General features: G+C 62.5%; 15 protein-coding genes. 10 read left to right on the forward strand and 5 right to left on the reverse strand.

What is annotated here, in order from left to right; translation table 11 throughout:
* The 3 genes from J7I86_RS12820 to J7I86_RS12830 all read left to right on the forward strand — a co-directional run.
* Nucleotides 1-683: hypothetical protein (locus tag J7I86_RS12820; RefSeq protein WP_286179730.1), on the forward strand; the 683-nt coding region annotated here is incomplete at its 5' end.
* The gene (locus J7I86_RS12825) at nt 684-1,769 is read left to right on the forward strand and encodes a C2 family cysteine protease (RefSeq protein ID WP_214820391.1); all 1,086 of its coding nucleotides are present in this window, start codon (nt 684-686) and stop codon (nt 1,767-1,769) included.
* An 8-nt stretch (nt 1,770-1,777) separates the two neighbouring features.
* Nucleotides 1,778-2,050 carry a hypothetical protein gene (locus J7I86_RS12830; protein WP_214820392.1) on the forward strand — a complete coding sequence of 91 codons (273 nt, stop codon included), beginning with the start codon at nt 1,778-1,780 and terminating at the stop codon, nt 2,048-2,050.
* Between the two features lie 125 nt (nt 2,051-2,175).
* On the opposite strand, the gene J7I86_RS12835 is transcribed toward J7I86_RS12830, so the two are convergent.
* Nucleotides 2,176-3,270 carry an alanine--glyoxylate aminotransferase family protein gene (locus J7I86_RS12835; protein WP_214820393.1) on the reverse strand — a complete coding sequence of 365 codons (1,095 nt, stop codon included), beginning with the start codon at nt 3,268-3,270 and terminating at the stop codon, nt 2,176-2,178.
* Between the two features lie 26 nt (nt 3,271-3,296).
* Nucleotides 3,297-4,538 (reverse strand): MFS transporter, encoded by a 1,242-nt coding sequence (locus tag J7I86_RS12840; protein ID WP_214820394.1) that lies wholly within the window; start codon nt 4,536-4,538, stop codon nt 3,297-3,299.
* Nucleotides 4,539-4,602: 64 nt separating this feature from the next.
* Here J7I86_RS12840 and J7I86_RS12845 point away from each other — a divergent pair, with 64 nt between their 5' ends.
* From J7I86_RS12845 to purM, 7 genes are all read left to right on the forward strand, one after another.
* The gene (locus tag J7I86_RS12845; RefSeq protein ID WP_214820395.1) at nt 4,603-5,064 is read left to right on the forward strand and encodes a helix-turn-helix domain-containing protein; all 462 of its coding nucleotides are present in this window, start codon (nt 4,603-4,605) and stop codon (nt 5,062-5,064) included.
* Between the two features lie 80 nt (nt 5,065-5,144).
* Complete coding sequence (locus J7I86_RS12850) at nt 5,145-5,975, forward strand: phosphatase PAP2 family protein (RefSeq protein WP_214820396.1); 831 nt, start codon at nt 5,145-5,147, stop codon at nt 5,973-5,975.
* Nucleotides 5,976-6,130: 155 nt separating this feature from the next.
* Nucleotides 6,131-6,640: a 2-oxo-4-hydroxy-4-carboxy-5-ureidoimidazoline decarboxylase gene (uraD, locus tag J7I86_RS12855; protein ID WP_214820397.1), complete on the forward strand. Its 510-nt coding sequence runs from the start codon at nt 6,131-6,133 to the stop codon at nt 6,638-6,640.
* Entirely contained in the window at nt 6,637-6,978 is a 342-nt protein-coding gene (gene uraH, locus J7I86_RS12860; RefSeq protein WP_214820398.1) for a hydroxyisourate hydrolase, read from the forward strand. Before uraD ends, uraH begins: the two co-directional genes overlap by 4 nt.
* 91 nt (nt 6,979-7,069) lie before the next feature.
* On the forward strand, nt 7,070-7,402 hold the full coding sequence (locus J7I86_RS12865; protein WP_214820399.1) for a hypothetical protein: 333 nt from the start codon (nt 7,070-7,072) through the stop codon (nt 7,400-7,402).
* A 135-nt stretch (nt 7,403-7,537) separates the two neighbouring features.
* On the forward strand, nt 7,538-9,169 hold the full coding sequence (purF, locus tag J7I86_RS12870) for an amidophosphoribosyltransferase (RefSeq protein WP_214820401.1): 1,632 nt from the start codon (nt 7,538-7,540) through the stop codon (nt 9,167-9,169).
* Nucleotides 9,166-10,314, forward strand: coding sequence for a phosphoribosylformylglycinamidine cyclo-ligase (gene purM, locus J7I86_RS12875; RefSeq protein WP_214820403.1), 1,149 nt, complete (start codon nt 9,166-9,168; stop codon nt 10,312-10,314). The genes purF and purM overlap by 4 nt, the downstream gene beginning before the upstream one ends.
* Nucleotides 10,315-10,385: 71 nt before the next feature.
* On the opposite strand, the gene J7I86_RS12880 is transcribed toward purM, so the two are convergent.
* The 3 genes from J7I86_RS12880 to J7I86_RS12890 all read right to left on the reverse strand — a co-directional run bounded on the left by J7I86_RS12880 (nt 10,386) and on the right by J7I86_RS12890 (nt 12,344).
* Complete coding sequence (locus J7I86_RS12880; RefSeq protein WP_214820405.1) at nt 10,386-11,156, reverse strand: VOC family protein; 771 nt, start codon at nt 11,154-11,156, stop codon at nt 10,386-10,388.
* Nucleotides 11,153-11,935, reverse strand: coding sequence for a VOC family protein (locus tag J7I86_RS12885; protein ID WP_214820407.1), 783 nt, complete (start codon nt 11,933-11,935; stop codon nt 11,153-11,155). The genes J7I86_RS12880 and J7I86_RS12885 overlap by 4 nt, the downstream gene beginning before the upstream one ends.
* 184 nt (nt 11,936-12,119) lie before the next feature.
* Entirely contained in the window at nt 12,120-12,344 is a 225-nt protein-coding gene (locus J7I86_RS12890) for a DUF3073 domain-containing protein (RefSeq protein WP_214820409.1), read from the reverse strand.
* Nucleotides 12,345-12,412 lie beyond the last annotated feature (68 nt).

Consider the following 12,412-nt stretch of genomic DNA (forward strand, 5'->3'; position numbering starts at 1 on the left):
GAACCATCTCTCACATCCCACCTGCTTCCAGGGCCCCGGGTTGTTCTGCCCATGGCCAAGGGCAACTGAGCGTGACAGCATTCGGTGAGATCCGCCGTCGAGCACTTAATGAAACCGGGGAAGAAATGAACCGCCGCACGTACCGTAACGCCTGGGCGCTGGTTGCTGCCCTCGCGGTGGTGACTGTTGCTGCAGGCTGCAGCAGCACCCCCGACGGCCCCAAACGGGAACCGAGCAAGGCGCCGCCCGTTACTTCCGAGCCCGCACCTGTGGCTGAAAGCGCCTCCAAGTACAACGCCCTGACCGCTGACCTTGTTGCCGCCATGGAAGCCAAGATGCCGGACATCACCTGGGCCGTGGATGATCCGGCACGCTTGAACCGCACCCAAGACGGCAGATGCATGCTCTCCCCACGGAGCATGAAAAGCAGCGCAGACATCGTGGAGCCATCCAAACACTTTAAGGACGTCTTCGCTGTGACGGACCCCGTCCTGGAAAAGCACGGATTCCCTGCCTTCGACGGAATCGATCCCGTGCCGGGTGGATGGGTGGTCACGCGCAGCACGGATGCCGCGGGCGCCACGGTGACCATCCAATCGAAATTCCCGGCCAACCTCGACGTCATTGTTCCGGTTAAGTCCGAGAACTGCGATACCAACGAAATTCCTCAGGGGGACAGATAAATGACGGGATTCTACGGTGCTGATATTGCTCAATTGCGGGCACTCGCCAAGACGATGTCGCGGCATTCGGAGCGGATGACTTCGCTGTCCATGGAACTGGGCAACCTTATCAACAACGCTCCGTGGGATGGCCGCGACGCCGTGATGTTCCGCGCCTCTTGGGACTCCCAGCACCGTCCCATGCTGAAAAAGATCTCCAGCGAGTTGCAGAACCAAGCCAAAGAGCTGATCCGCAATGCCGACCAGCAGGACAAGTCCAGCTCGGGGTCCACGGGCTCCGATCGTTCCGGGCGGGGAGATTCAAACCCTCCCGGTGACCCTGGACCGCTGGATCCGGACAAGCCCGACGTCGATGTGCCCGGCGACGTCCGCGAGGACCCTGACGCCGGTGACCCCAGCGATATCAACCAAGGCCAGATTGGCGACTGCTGGCTATTGGCTGGAATCGGCTCGGTGGCCCAAGTGTTGGAGCGTGAAGGCAAACTGGACGAATTCCTCGAAGAGCACATGCGTCCCGTGGGCGACCCGCCAACGCACTGGGTCGTCACTCTTTACGAAGACGGCGAGCCCGTGGAAGTCACTGTGGAGGCCAAGTCGGTTGACGGTGGAGTCCGGGGCGCTGACGGCGAGCCCAACTGGCTTTCCATCTACGAACGCGCAGCTGCCGAGCACCGCGGCGGGTCCTATGACGACATCGACGGCGGCTTCAGCAACGAAGCCATGGAGCTGATGACAGGGCAGTCCGCCGACAAGGACGGCGAGCTGAACCTTGATGACATCGAGGACAAACTTTCGGACGGCCAAGCTATTTCCGTGGGCACCGAGGACGTCAAGGATGACGACTTCGACTGGGTCTGGGAGTCCGACGAAGTCAACCGCACCGACGTCGTGCCCAACCACGCGTACGTTGTGGTTGATGTGAAAACCAACGACGACGGCGAGAAAGTGATCGTCCTGGCCAACCCGTGGGGACCTTCCGGCGGTTACATGGAAGGCGACGACGACCTCAAGTCCGGCACGCTGGAACTGACCGAAGATGAGTACAAGGAAAACTTCGACTCCGTGTACTCCGTGGACGTGAAGTAAGGATGGCCGTGGAACAGCTCGTAACAGTCAAGCAAGGCATGCAGCCCACCTTCGATGGCGTCAAGGTGGGAGTGGTCAAGATCGGCATCGCCGATGGTGCTCCCGCCATCCAGTTCTGGATCCGGACCGCCGAACAGCAGCGAAAGCAGGCCTGCCGCGAGGGCCAGTCGATCACCCTTCCGGGCGCCGGCCTGTTGACGGTCACCGCGATCCAGCCCGCCGAAGGCACCACCGCGGCTTCGGCGACGTTATCGTACGACGCCGGTCACGTCACCGATTGACCGTCGGCAGCGGGACGGGTGCGAGAGCGACGGCCTCAAGCCCGCGGGATGTGATAGAGCAACCCGCCCAAACACGCGGGATGTGAGAGAGCGACCGCCTCAAACACGCGGGATGTGATAGAGGGTCAGGCCTTAGCGATCGCCTCTTTGAGGGCGCCCAGCACGAGGGTCACGGAAGCGGGGTTGGCGTTCGGGCCCATCATGCCGATGCGCCATACGGTGTCCGCGAACTCCCCCACACCCGAGCCGATTTCCATACTGAAGTTCTCCAGAAGGTAGGCGCGGACGGCAGCCGAGTTGACGCCGTCGGGCACTTTGACCGTGGTGAGGCTCGGCAGTCGGGAGCCTTCGGCGGCGAACAGTTCCAGTCCCATGTCCTGCAGTCCGGTCTGCAAAGCGGCCCCGGCGGCACGATGCCGGGCCTGCACAACGTCCAGCCCTTCGGCGAGGATGCGGTCCAGGGCAGCTTCGAGGCCGGCGATCATGGTGACCGGCGCGGTGTGGTGGTACGTCCGGGCACCGCTGGCCGCCCCGACGTAGCCGCCGAGCAGCCCGATATCGAGGTACCAGGAGCGCGGATCCTTGATGCGACGCTCAAAAGCACGGTCAGACACTGTGAAGGGCGAAAGTCCCGGAGGCACACCCAGGCATTTCTGCGTTCCGGCGTATCCGACGTCGATCCCCCAGTCGTCCGCCCGGAGCTCCAGTCCGCCGATGGACGTGACGGCGTCGGTAATCAACAGCGCGTCACCCTTGCCGGCACCCAACGCGGCGATGTCGGAAAGCACGCCCACCGAAGTCTCGGCATGTACGGCAGCGATCACCTTCGGGTGAGGGTGGGCCGCGAGCACACGCTCGGCATCTACGGGCTGGCCCCATTCGTGATCAACGCGTACCACCGTGGCCCCGCAACGCCGCGCGACCTCACACATCCGTACCCCGAAAAGTCCGTTGACAGCGATCACTGCCACGTCGCCGTCGGACACGGTGTTCACAAAAGCCGCTTCCATCCCGCCGGAGCCGGTGGCACTCAACGGAAGAGTCCGCGCGTTGGACGTACCCCACACAGTTCGAAGGCCCTCGCAGGTGTGGTCCAGCCGTTCAATGAACACGGGGTCAAGGTGGCCGAGCACGGGATACGCCAGAGCGGCCATGGCTTCGGGGTAGCAATTGCTTGGGCCGGGCCCGAACAGGAACCTGGACGTCAGAATGTGCGGCATGTGCGAACTCCTTCAGCTGGTTGAGGTCATTCTGCCCCAGCGGGCTGTGAGGAGCGAACCAAACGCGCCCCAGCACCGCGAAGCCGGAGCCGATCCGTCCACCAAACGGCAACCGCGAGAAGCGCGAACACTGCCCCCAGAACGCTGGCACCGGTCCAGCCCAAGGCAGAGAAGACCGGCGCAACAGCTGCCGCCCCTATGGCGCTGCCCACTGAGTAGAACACCATGTAGCTTCCGATGATGCTGCTGGCTGGCTCTTCGGCGCCCGCCACGATCATAGTTTGACTGCTGACGTGGATAGCCTGCACCGCGGCGTCGAGCACCACGATGCCAGCGATGAACCAGAGCAGCGACCAGCTGCCCAAGGACAATGCGAGCCACGAGCCCAGGAGCGCAGCCAAACTCATGCCTGTGACCCGTTGTCCCCATCCGCGGTCCGCAGCAGCACCAGCTTTGGACGCTGCCAAGATCCCCACCAGGCCAGCCAGCCCGAAAAGCCCGACGATGCCCGGCGGGAGATTCCAGGCAGGACCGCTGAGCAGCAGCGACATTCCGCTCCATAACACCCCGAAAGACGCAAACAGCAGCATGGTGATGAGCGCACGCGTCCGGAAAACTGGATGGCTTCGTGTCAGGACCGCAACGGACGAAACAGCCCGCCAGTAGTGCGCCTTCCCTCTGCTGGCATGCTCCCGCGGGAGTGCCCGGAGGACTGACAGCGACAAAATCACAGCCGCCGCTGCAGCGAAAACATAAACAGACCTCCATCCCCACAGCTCGGTCATACCTCCCGCCACGGTCCGCGCAAGGATGAGGCCACTCACGACGCCGGCAGTGACGGTACCGATGTTTCCTCCCCTTTGGTCCGGTCTACTGGATGCGGCCGTGTACGCCACGATGGTCTGCACCACGGATGAGGCCAACCCCAGGACAGCGAAAGCAACCAACAAGGCCGCTTGGGAAGAAGCAAGGGCCACGGCAACTGCGCCCACGGCGCTGGCCGCCACCTGAACACTGATGAGAATGCGGCGGTCCACCATGTCCCCCAGTGGCACCAGAAGCACTAGTCCCAGGAGATACCCGGCTTGGGACGACGCCACGATCCATCCAATGCTGGCCATTGAGGTACCCAACTCAGTCCCCATGCGCTCCAGAAGGGGCTGCCCGTAGTAAATGTTCGACACCATGAACCCGGCCACGACGGCGAGCAGAAGCAGGAGACCGCGGCTCAGTCCCTGGGTGAATTTCGTTCGTTGCTCAGCGCTCATGGTGCCAGCCTTCGTTTAATTGGTTTCAATATGCAACCAACTGAGCCTATGGCAGAATGGTTTCATGTTGCAACCAAGTGGAGTCGACTGGACTGACCCCGAATGCCCCGTAGCCAGGACAGCCGACCTGGTGGGTGACAAGTGGATTCTGCTGATCATTCGCGACTCCTTGGACGGCAAGCGTCGCTTCTCGGAATTTGAGAGGTCGCTGGGAGTGGCGAAGAACATCCTCTCGGACCGTCTTCGCCTCCTCGTGGACAGGGGCATCCTGCTCAGAATCCCAAATGACCGCGGCACCCGGAGCGAATACGAGCTCACCAGCGCAGGACGGGACCTCTTCACCCTGATCCTCAGCCTCCGGCAATGGGGCGAACGCAACGCCTTCAGCACCGACGAAGCTCACTCCACCCTGGTTGACCCCGCGACGGGTGAGCCCGTCCCCCAGCTCCGCCCACTCCGGGAAAGCGGCGCAGAGCTCACACCGGAACAGACGCAGCTGGTCAAGGTTGGCGAATCGACCCCGTAAAGCCCAACCCGGGGATCCTCCAAGCCCAAACTGCTAAGGTTACTCACCAATACTGAGGCCGCCACGGATAGGGGATGCGAGTGACGACTGAAGGAAAAGAGACGCCCGAGCAGGGCGTCACGGGCGAAGTCAGCCAGGACCGGTTCGTCGCCGGCCAGGATCTGACGCGCTGGAAATCCCCGGTCGGCCGGGTGCTGGCCGGAGGTGCCGAAAAAGTCACTTCCCTGCTCGGCCCCTATGCAGCGCTGATCATCACCCTTGTTGTTGGACTTGCCATCGCTTTGTCGCTGGCCTTGGTGTTCGGCGAGGTCTACGAGTCCGTGACAGAGGCGGACGGCGTGGCCGGGCTTGACGATCCCGTACTGGCAGCAGCCAAGACAGTGCGCTCCCCCGCGCTGGACATGGCCACCACGGCCTACACAAATATTGGCGGAACTGTGGGCATGCCCCTTATTGCCGTGGGCATCATGATCTTCCTGGCCACCAAACGAAGGTCGTGGACACCGGTCATCCTGATGCTCGCAGCCGGGCTGGGTTCGCTGGTCATCACCATTCTGGGCAAGCCGATCTTCGGCCGCAGCCGCCCGGACATCGCGGACGCCATTCCGCCTTACGAACACTCAGCATCATTCCCCAGCGGCCACTCGCTCAATTCGATCGTGATCGCCGGAATTGTGGCTTACCTGATCATCCTTAGGCTCAAGACCACCAAAGCGAGGGTCATCACGGTGCTCGTGGCGGCAGCATTCGCCTTCACCATGGGCCTGAGCCGCGTTTATTTGGGCCACCACTGGCTGACGGATGTCCTGGCGGCGTGGGCCATCGGCATCGCTTGGCTGGCACTGGTGATAACGGCCCACCGCCTTTATCTCACGGTAAGAACACGCCGCCACGGAGCGGTAGTCTCTTGACACCAGCATGCCTACTCGGCTTAACTGAATTACGTATGCTGAAATAACAGTTCCATGATGCGGAAGCGTGAAGCACGGGCTTCCTCCGGCACCAGCAGGAGTTCCGCATAGCCCACACCATGGATGCCAGCATTTTGCATGAGGATGACACAAGCATGGAGCTTGCAGTATTCAACAGTGTTGACCGGGACGAGGCCATCAGGACCCTCACCCCTTGCCTGGATATCAGCCGCTGGGTTGAAACCATCGTGGACGCGCGCCCCTACGCCAGCGTCGACGAACTGCTGGGGCAAGCCCAGCGTGCCGCCGAGCCGTTCACCGCAGCCGAGGTGGAGTCCGCCATGGCGCACCACCCCCGGATCGGCGAACGCCCCAAGGCCCAGACCACCGAGGCGGCCATGTCGCGTTCGGAGCAGGCAGGAGTGGACCCCGGCGACAACCAAACAACAGTTGCCCTCGCCGAGGGAAACCGGGCGTATGAGGAAAAGTTCGGCAGGGTCTTCCTCATTCGCGCTGCGGGTCGCAGCGCACAGGAAATGCTCGGCGCCCTCCAGGAACGCCTCACCCACACCCCCGAAGAAGAAGACACAATCGTGGCCGGCCAGCTGCGGGAGATCGCACTGCTGCGCCTCTCCGGACTGATCAGCGAAGGAGTCAACGCATGAGCGTTTCACAAGTCACAACCCACATCCTGGACACAGGTTCCGGACGCCCGGCGGCGGGTGTCGCCGTCGTACTTTACGTCCGCGAAGGCGACGACTGGTCTCTGGTGGCGAAGGGCGAAACCGATGCCGATGGCCGCATCAAGACCCTTGGTCCGGAACGGATTCCCGGTGGCGCGTACCGCCTGAACTTCGCCACCGGCGCGTATTACGAGGGCCTGGGCACCGAGACGTTCTTCCCTGAAGTTGACCTGAACTTCACAGTTTCCGACGCCGGCGAGCACTACCACGTGCCGCTCCTGTTGAGCCCGTTCGCGTTCTCCACGTACCGCGGCAGCTAACGCCCCGCGCCGAGTTGACAGTTAATGCCAATGTTCCGCAAGGACATTGGCATTAACTGTCACTTGGGCAGGGAACGGTACGCTTGAAGGCATGGCTTCAGAGGACACCACCCCCAACTCCGCCCGCCGCGAGATCACGGTTCGCCGGGCACCCAAGTTTGTACCCTTCATGATTTTGGGAGCCGTGGTTGGTGCAATCGTGGCCGCAATCATCGCCTACGGCCGCCAGGCCGACCCCGCTTTCGACGCCAGCACAGTGTTCGGCTTCTTCCTGGTCGTCTGCGCGGGCGGCGGCGTCATCCTCTTCTCGATTCTCGCCCTGATTCTGGACCGCTTCAGCGTCAAGCGGACCCAGCGCGCCGTGGTGGAGCCCGTTCCGGATTCGGTTCCGGACGAAGGACCAGAGAACGACGACGTCCGCTAAGTCAGGCGCCTGACCCGCCTCTTTACGGGGCCGGCAATGTGAGACACACCGCATTTTCGCGGGAACACGCCAGTTCAAGGGGTCACATAGTCCGCGGGGGAACGTACCACGCCGACATCATGAGACAATCGACCAGTGGCACGTGGCGACGGAAAACTCTCTCATGATCTTCTCCCCGGCGAAAAAGGCCCTCAGGACGCTTGTGGCGTCTTTGGGGTTTGGGCTCCCGGTGAAGAAGTAGCAAAACTCACCTATTACGGGCTGTATGCGCTGCAGCACCGCGGACAAGAATCGGCTGGTATCGCTACCAGTGACGGCAAGCGCATTAACGTCTATAAGGACATGGGCCTTGTGTCCCAAGTCTTCGATGAGACAACCCTGAACACCCTTACCGGGCACTTGGCCGTTGGCCACTGCCGGTACTCCACCACCGGTGCAAGCCACTGGGCCAACGCGCAGCCAACCCTGGGTGCAACAGCAACCGGCACGGTGGCCTTGGCTCACAACGGCAACCTGACCAACACCGCTGAGCTCCGGGAAATGATCCTTGAGCGCAACGATGGCCAGCTGACCGGTGAGATGAAACAGGGCAACACCTCGGACACCGCGCTGGTGACCGCTCTCCTTGAGGGTGAAGAGGGCAAAACCCTGGAGCAGACCGCTCTGGAGCTGCTGCCCAAGATCAAGGGTGGCTTCTGCTTCGTCTTCATGGATGAAGGAACCCTCTACGCAGCCCGCGATACCTACGGCATCCGCCCGCTGTGTCTGGGCCGTTTGGAGCGCGGCTGGGTTGTCGCTTCCGAACAAGCAGGCCTGGCCACTGTTGGCGCAAGCTTCATTCGCGAGATCGAGCCCGGCGAGTTCATCGCCATTGACGAGGACGGCGTCCGTTCGCAGCGCTTCGCCGAGGCAACCCCCGCCGGCTGCGTCTTCGAATACGTCTACCTCGCCCGCCCGGACGCAGCCATCGCCGGCCGCTCCGTGTACGAGGCCCGCGTGGAGATGGGCCGCCAGTTGGCCCGCGAAAACACGCACGAGGCAGACCTCGTTATTCCTGTTCCCGAGTCCGGCACACCCGCCGCTGTTGGCTACGCAGAGCAGTCCGGCATCCCGTTCGCTCACGGCTTCGTCAAGAACGCCTACGTGGGCCGCACATTCATCCAGCCCTCGCAGACACTGCGCCAGCTGGGCATCCGGCTCAAGCTCAACGCTTTGGAATCGGTGATCCGCGGCAAGCGCATTGTTGTGGTGGATGACTCGATCGTGCGCGGCAACACGCAGCGTGCAATCGTACGGATGCTCCGCGAAGCTGGTGCCGCCGCAGTGCACGTCAAGATTTCCTCTCCCCCGGTTCAGTGGCCTTGCTTCTACGGCATCGACTTCGCCTCCCGCGCGGAACTGATCGCCAACGGTGCCACCATCGAGGAAATTTCCACGGCAATCGGTGCGGACTCGCTGGCTTACATCTCCGAGGACGGCATGATCGGCGCTACCCAGCAGCCGCGCGAACGCCTCTGCACCGCCTGCTTCACCGGCAAGTACCCCATCGAACTGCCGCACGCGGACAAGCTGGGCAAGAACCTCCTGGAGCGGACCGATCTTGGTGGCCTGGAACCGGCCGCTCAGTCCGAGACCGTGGACGATTCCGAGGACCCTGCCGAGAAGCCGGGAGCCACGGGTTGCGATCCCGGACCCGACGCCGAATTCGAAAACCTCCTTACCGACGCTGATCGTTTGACCGACGCCGACAAGAAAGAGTCTGTATGAGCTCCGCAACACCCGCCGCTGAGAACAACTCCGGTATCACCTACGCCTCCGCGGGTGTCGACGTCGAAGCGGGAGACCGCGCAGTCGAACTCATGAAGGGCGCCATCAAGGCGACTCACAACTCGTCGGTGATCGGCGGCGTCGGCGGTTTCGCTGGCCTGTACGACGTCTCACAGCTGCTGACCTACAAGAAGCCGCTGTTGGCAACGTCCACTGACGGTGTTGGCACCAAGGTTGCTATCGCGCAAGCCATGGACATCCACGACACCATCGGTTTCGACCTGGTGGGCATGGTGGTGGATGACATCGTTGTGGTGGGTGCTGAGCCGCTCTACATGACCGACTACATCGCTTGCGGCAAAGTTGTCCCGGAGCGCATCGCTGACATCGTCCGCGGTATTGCTGCTGCCTGCTCCGTAGCCGGCACCGCCCTGGTGGGTGGCGAGACCGCTGAGCACCCGGGCCTTCTGGGCGAGCACGAATACGATGTGGCAGGTGCCGCTACCGGCATCGTCGAGGCCGACGCCCTGCTTGGCCCGGACCGTGTCCGCGCCGGCGACGTCGTGATCGGCATGGCTTCCTCCGGCCTTCACTCCAACGGCTACTCCCTGGTCCGCCGCGTCATCAACCACGCCGGCTGGGCCTTGGACCGCCAGGTCTCGGAACTAGGCCGCACGCTGGGCGAAGAGCTCTTGGAGCCGACCCGTGTCTACGCAGCTGACTGCCTTGACCTCGCGCGCACTTTCCCGGTCACGGGTGGCGCAGCAGTTCACGGCTTCAGCCACGTCACCGGTGGCGGCCTGGCCGCCAACCTGGCCCGGGTCCTCCCGCAGGGCCTTGTGGCCACGGTAGACCGGAACACCTGGGAACTGCCCGCCATCTTCAAGCTGGTGTCCGAACTCGGCAACGTTCCTCTGGCCGACCTGGAGCGCACGCTGAACCTGGGTGTGGGCATGGTTGCCATTGTTTCTGCCGAAGCAGCCGACGCAGCTGTGGCCCGTCTCCACGACCGCGGTCTGCCGTCCTGGGTAATGGGTACGGTCTCGGCTGACAGCGACTCGATCGACAAGACCGGCCCGGATTACGTCCAGGGCGCCAAGGGCGTCGACGGCGGCGCTGTCCGCCTGGTGAACGCCTACGCCTAAGCGGTTTATCGCCTCGTAAAGAGAGCGGCCGGGCAGACTGCCCGGCCGCTCTTCTGTTGCTGTTCGCCTTCCTAGACCTGGATCAGGCTCAACACCCCGCCCTGCGGATCCTGAAGGGTGGCAAGGGACCCTGTTTCGGGTTGGTCTTCCGGTTCCACCAGAAGCTCTCCTCCCGCGGCAGCTGCCGCTTCCACGGCTTTGCGCAGATCCGCTACCCCGAAGTAAATCTGCCAGCCGGCCTCTTCACCCTCGTCGGCAGGAACAACACCGGCCACCTCGTCACCGTTGATCATCAGCGTGCTGTAGCTGCCGCCGTCGTCCTGGGGATATTCGGTGACTTCATGCCTGAAAAGCTGCTGGAAAAACGCGACGGCGGCCTGAGGCTCAGGCGTCAACAATTCAGCCCACGCAAACGCGCCGGGTTCATTGAACAAGTGACTACCTGTGTGAGTTCCGGCTTGCCAGATACCGGTGGTTCCACCGCCCGGTGGCTCGATGAACGCCAGGACGCCCGTGTCGGCCACCGCCTCGGGACCAAACTGGAGCTTCCCACCTGCATGGACCGCTTCCTCGGCGATTTCCTCCGTGTCAGTGGCCGAGATGTAAATGTTCCACTGGCCATGCGTTCCTGCAGCCTCCTGCATGGGATTCTGCGGAGCGATCACGGCCACCAACTGATCCTTGACGAACGCCTGCGCATAGCTGCGGCCGTCCGGCGTCGGGAGGTCCTTGTAGGTCCATCCGAACACCTGCCCATAGAATGTTTTGGCTGCCTCGACGTCCCTGGTCTGAAGGTCGGCCCAGCACGGCTCGCCGCTGGCGTAATGCTTGCGAGCGGTCATGCTGCGAGGCCTGTCATGATGCTGAACGCTGCGCCTGCCGGGTCCATGAGCACTGCCATTCGCCCAACCCCGGGCACATCGAAAGCCGGGGCGATGACGTGGCTACCCAACTCAACTGCCTGCTGCACCGTGGCGTCAATGTCCACCACGTTGAAGTACGTCATCCAGAACGGCGACAGCCCCTCAATGGGCAACGTAAGCGCGCCCGCGATTCGTCGCCCGTTCACCAGCAGACTCGTGTACTCCTGCAAGTCACCGGCCGGCTCGATTTCGCTGCTGCAGCCAGTCACAGCCTCATAGAACGCCACGGCTTTGGGGACGTCATTCGTCTGCAGCTCGTTCCAAATCATGACTCCGGGCTCGTTCACCAGACCTGAACCCGGGTGGTTGCCGGCCTCCCAGAAACCAATCTGCGCACCGGTGGGATCTGTGGCGAAGAACATACGTCCGCTGCCGTTAGGGACCGAGTCAGGAGGGGAAAGGAGGGTTCCGCCAGCTGCTTCCACGCGCCGGGCAGCCTCGTCCGCAGAATCAACGGCAAGGTAGTTCGCCCAGTACGACGGCATTCCCGGCGGGGAATCGGGTAGCTGCTGCATCATTCCCGCGACGTAGCGGCCTTTTAGTTTGGCCATGTAATAAGTTATGCCATTTCCGGCATCCATGGCGTCCAGCTCCCATCCGAAGAGGTCGCTGTAGAACTTTTTGGAAACATCAATGTCGGTGGAGGACAGGTCCACCCAACATGGTGTTCCCTGCTGATAACTCTGGACCTCCGGCATGGATTACCCTTTCGATGCGCTCGAACTCCAGCCTACGCAAAAAAGGGCCCTCAGGGTACGCCAACGAATGGCGTGGCCTGAAGGCCCTTTTTCAAAAGATATACGGCATTCGGAAATGCGCGATGACCTGATGTACGACGGCGGTCCGCAACTCAGTGCCCAAGGCACCTGTTGGTTGCGACAGCTATCCGATCCAACGGGTGTCTACCTCGTCGTCGTCATCTTCCGCGTACTTATCCTCGTAGGCCGAATAGTCCGGCTCCGGGGGATCGTCGGGGAAGTGGCTCTTTACACGACTGGACGGACCCGTGAGCTCCCGCTCAAGTGCCGAATAGTCAGTGTTCGGGGAGTAGTACTTAATATCCCGAGCCTGCTTGGTAGCTTTTGCCTTTTGACGGCCGCGCCCCATGGCGTGACCCCCTTTTGTACTTGGACCGGAGGTGGTCACCTTGGCTATCGGTGAGGCCCCGGAATGTT

Origin of the sequence: Arthrobacter sp. ISL-95 (assembly GCF_018613695.1) — a bacterium.
Classification (GTDB): Bacteria; Actinomycetota; Actinomycetes; order Actinomycetales; family Micrococcaceae; genus Arthrobacter.

Excerpts from the sequence above, each read along its gene's own strand:
- J7I86_RS12885 (WP_214820407.1), bottom strand. The coding sequence starts at position 11,935 with ATGCCGGAGGTCCAGAGTTATCAGCAGGGAACACCATGTTGGGTGGAC.
- J7I86_RS12880 (WP_214820405.1), bottom strand. The coding sequence starts at position 11,156 with ATGACCGCTCGCAAGCATTACGCCAGCGGCGAGCCGTGCTGGGCCGAC.
- J7I86_RS12825 (WP_214820391.1), top strand. The coding sequence starts at position 684 with ATGACGGGATTCTACGGTGCTGATATTGCTCAATTGCGGGCACTCGCC.
- J7I86_RS12865 (WP_214820399.1), top strand. The coding sequence starts at position 7,070 with ATGGCTTCAGAGGACACCACCCCCAACTCCGCCCGCCGCGAGATCACG.
- uraH (WP_214820398.1), top strand. The coding sequence starts at position 6,637 with ATGAGCGTTTCACAAGTCACAACCCACATCCTGGACACAGGTTCCGGA.
- J7I86_RS12840 (WP_214820394.1), bottom strand. The coding sequence starts at position 4,538 with ATGAGCGCTGAGCAACGAACGAAATTCACCCAGGGACTGAGCCGCGGT.
- purM (WP_214820403.1), top strand. The coding sequence starts at position 9,166 with ATGAGCTCCGCAACACCCGCCGCTGAGAACAACTCCGGTATCACCTAC.
- J7I86_RS12835 (WP_214820393.1), bottom strand. The coding sequence starts at position 3,270 with ATGCCGCACATTCTGACGTCCAGGTTCCTGTTCGGGCCCGGCCCAAGC.
- J7I86_RS12890 (WP_214820409.1), bottom strand. The coding sequence starts at position 12,344 with ATGGGGCGCGGCCGTCAAAAGGCAAAAGCTACCAAGCAGGCTCGGGAT.
- J7I86_RS12845 (WP_214820395.1), top strand. The coding sequence starts at position 4,603 with ATGTTGCAACCAAGTGGAGTCGACTGGACTGACCCCGAATGCCCCGTA.
- uraD (WP_214820397.1), top strand. The coding sequence starts at position 6,131 with ATGGAGCTTGCAGTATTCAACAGTGTTGACCGGGACGAGGCCATCAGG.